The 3,172-nt window shown below is 66.6% G+C and carries 2 protein-coding genes and 1 pseudogene; 1 reads left to right on the top strand and 2 read right to left on the bottom strand.

Annotated features, from left to right (window positions below):
- Positions 1 to 21 precede the first annotated feature (21 nt).
- Together K2Z83_RS30235 and K2Z83_RS30230 are read right to left on the bottom strand one after the other, a co-directional pair.
- Positions 22 to 861 carry a DMT family transporter gene (locus K2Z83_RS30235; protein WP_220598073.1) on the bottom strand — a complete coding sequence of 280 codons (840 nt, stop codon included), beginning with the start codon at positions 859 to 861 and terminating at the stop codon, positions 22 to 24.
- A 60-nt stretch (positions 862 to 921) separates the two neighbouring features.
- Positions 922 to 1,416 (bottom strand): annotated as a pseudogene (locus tag K2Z83_RS30230) (amino acid--tRNA ligase-related protein); the annotation flags it as partial.
- Between the two features lie 946 nt (positions 1,417 to 2,362).
- Here K2Z83_RS30230 and K2Z83_RS25880 point away from each other — a divergent pair.
- Positions 2,363 to 2,629: a hypothetical protein gene (locus K2Z83_RS25880; protein ID WP_220598061.1), complete on the top strand. Its 267-nt coding sequence runs from the start codon at positions 2,363 to 2,365 to the stop codon at positions 2,627 to 2,629.
- Positions 2,630 to 3,172: the final 543 nt, after the last annotated feature.

Below are 3,172 nucleotides of genomic sequence, written 5' to 3'. Positions count from 1 at the left end.
GCCCCAACGCTCGCCGCGCTGCTACGCCCCAACGCTCGCCAGAAACACCCCCACGATCAGCCCGGCCACCCCGGCCCACTGCACGACGCGCAGCCGCTCGCGCAGGAAGACCCAGGCCATCAGCACCGTCACCGCGCTGAAGATCGAGGCCAGGGCGCTGACCACGCTCACATAGCCGCTGGAGATGCCGATGTTGTAGAAGATAAAGGCCGCCGTGTCGAGTAGCGAGGCGGCGATCAGCGTCGGCCAGAGCCCCGCCGGCACCGGCGCCGGCCGCCCCCCGCGCGCCAGCATGACCCCCAGGGCCGCCAGCAGCGCGATCGCCCGGCCGAGCAGCACCGGCCAGACCGTGCCCAGCAGCGGCGTGGCGAAGCCGACCGACCAGAAGTAGAGCCCGATGCAGCAGGCCGCCCCGATCGCCTCGGGCACCCCGCGCGGCGGGCCGCCCTCCCCGCCGTGCCCGCGCGAGACGACGACCACCCCGCCCACCACCAGCGCCGCGCCGGCCAGGGCCAGCGCCCCCGGCCGCTCGCCGCCCAGCAGGGCCAGCGGGATGGTGACCACGGCGAAGCTGGCCGCGATCGGCGAGACGATCGACAGGCTGCCGATCGAGAAGGCCCGGTAGAGCAGCATCGTCCCGCCCAGGTTGAACATGTTCGCCGCCACGCCCAGCCCCCAGGCCCGCAGTTCGGTGGGCGGCAGATCGCGGCGGGCCAGCAGCAGCGCGCCCAGCGCGGCGATCCCCACCAGCTGGATGTAGAGCATCGCCTGGATCGGGCCGATCGCCCGCGCCGCCCGGCTGATCAGGAAGTCGCCGCTGCCCCAGCCCAGGGCCGCCAGCAGGCCGAAGATCACCCCCATAGATCTCCTTCCCGGAGGAGGGCGGGGGAGGCGTAGCCTCCCCCGCGATATGTTTATACTGGTGGGCCGGTGCAGGTCGCGCGGGAAGAGCGTCGCCTCGCGGATGTTCGGCAGCTCGCAGATCCGCGCGATCAGCCGCTCCAGGCCGATCGCGAAGCCGCCGTGGGGAGGCATGCCGTGCCGGAATGCCTCCAGGTAGCCGACGAACGACTCGGCGCGCATCCCGCGCTGCCCCAGCACCGCCAGGTAGTCCTCGTAGCGGTGCATGCGCTGCCCGCCGCTCACCAGCTCCAGCCCGCGGAACAGCAGGTCGAAGCTGTTCGATACCCCCGGCCGCCCCGGTGCCGGCGCGGTGTAGAAGGCCCGCGTCGCGCTGGGGTAGCCCGTCACAAACAGGAAGTCCGAGCCGTGGCGCTCCCGCGCCCACTCGCCCAGCGCCCGCTCGTGGGCCGGGGCCAGGTCCGGCTCATCGCGCAGATCCTCGCCCAGCCGCGCCCCGGCCACCTCTAGGGCCTCGGCGAAGTCCAGCGCCGGGATCTGCGCCGGCGTCCTTGGTCGAGGCGTTCATGATGATGTTCCCGAGACGCTCCAGGTGCTCGGGTAAATTGTCCAGAGCGTACTGGGCCGAGCAGCTCCGTCGCCTTGATGCCCAGTTACGTGCCCCCACGGGGCACCCCGCGCCGGGCCTGGCCCCTTCTTCTAGCTTCCTGTTGGCCATATGGGTCAACCTCCTTTTGATTTGTATCCGGTGAGCCCAGGGTGCCGCACGGCTCACTGGGCGGGCCACTGGGGTACCTCTGGGGGCGGAGTAGTGATGGGATGTCTCTTACTTTGTGAAACAGCGCGCGGCTGAGGCTCCGCACGAGCACACCAAACAAGGGTACCCCGCGATGGGACGCCCCGAAGAGTGCATATTTTGCAGTCAGCTCCAAACCGCTTGGAGACCGCCGACGTTGATAGCATCAACGGCGACGAGTTCGGCGACCGGGCCACCCTGCCCGAACGGCCTTCACTGGCCGCCGCAGGGCCCGCGCCGCAGTAAGTGGACCCGTCCCAGCAGCCGTTACTGAGGCAGTCACCCCTGCGCGTGCCGCAGCAGGATACTGAATTGCTGTGTCTTTTGTAAATACTTTCTCAACCTTGACAGCTCGCACCCGCCCAGTATCATCTATCTCTACCGCACACCTGTACGGCACAAACACGAACGAGAGAGAGGGGAGGTGAGGAAACACTGAGGAAGCACCAAGGCCGAGGAAAGGACTAAGGCGCAGAGCTGTCGGAAGCAGCCCTACGCCCCAGTGATGTTCGATAGATTTCGTCGGACCGACTGTTAGCACAGTCGGGGTGAGCAACCGAACCGCCTACGCTAGTGGAGGACGATAGCTTTTGACGAAACCAACCCAAGTACATTTTATCGTACAACGATAATGTGTCAATAGGTTGTCGCCCAACCTACTGACGCCGTCCGAGCTATCGTCCTCCTTTCTGGAGGAGTACACCTATGCTGGAGTGTTTTTGTAGGAGCCAGTCGCCGGCCCGCGTCGAGCGGGCCATTGAAGACCGGGAGGCGCAGCTGGCGGAGATCGAGTGCCAGCTGACCATCTTGGCGCAGGACAATCTCATCTTCGCGCCCGAGATATACGTCCTGTGCGAGGACCGGGAGCGCATTGAGGGGGAGATCCGCTGGCTTTGGCTGCTGCGTGACTTCGCACTGTCGCCCCGCTGGCGGTGTGCGCTCTGCCCGCGACGGCTGAAGACCGGCTCGTAGTCGGCACGTAAGTGGGGGTGGTGTCTCAAGGGCGCCACCCCACTTTGGACGCGGGCACTGGCCAAGCTCGATGGAGCCCGTCGCGAGGACGGGCGTTGGGGGGACTACGGGGAGTTGAACCCCGCGTTGTGCGCCGTTGGGCGCGGCACCGGCTACCCCATTGCCTCGGGCCGCTGCACCTCTGTGGCCGCCCGAGGACTTATGTATCGCCCCAGAAAGGAGGCACCGAGAGGACTAACCACTTAGTCCCCTCATACCTCTGTCGTTTTGCGGACAGGCCCCACTGGCACATCGCGTTTGAGGCTTCCCAATGAGGAATGCTTGCATAAATATTACAAATGTACTACAATAGCAACGCCCCCGGTGCTTGGAACACCGAGGGCGCTGTGGCACCGCCGGGGACGCCAGCGGGGCCGAGACTATTCTACCATAGCCTCCGCCTACGGCCCCTTTGCGGCCCGCCACAGCGCGGGCTATTTGTGTTTAGACATGGTTTCAGAAGCACTTGACAGTTTGGCGTCACGCGGCGTGCGCTAACCGCAG

Origin of the sequence: Oscillochloris sp. ZM17-4 (assembly GCF_019599295.1) — a bacterium.
Taxonomy (GTDB): Bacteria; Chloroflexota; Chloroflexia; order Chloroflexales; family Chloroflexaceae; genus Oscillochloris.
The sequence above is the reverse complement of the archived record's forward strand: the minus strand, read 5'-3'. Positions and strand labels throughout refer to the sequence as shown.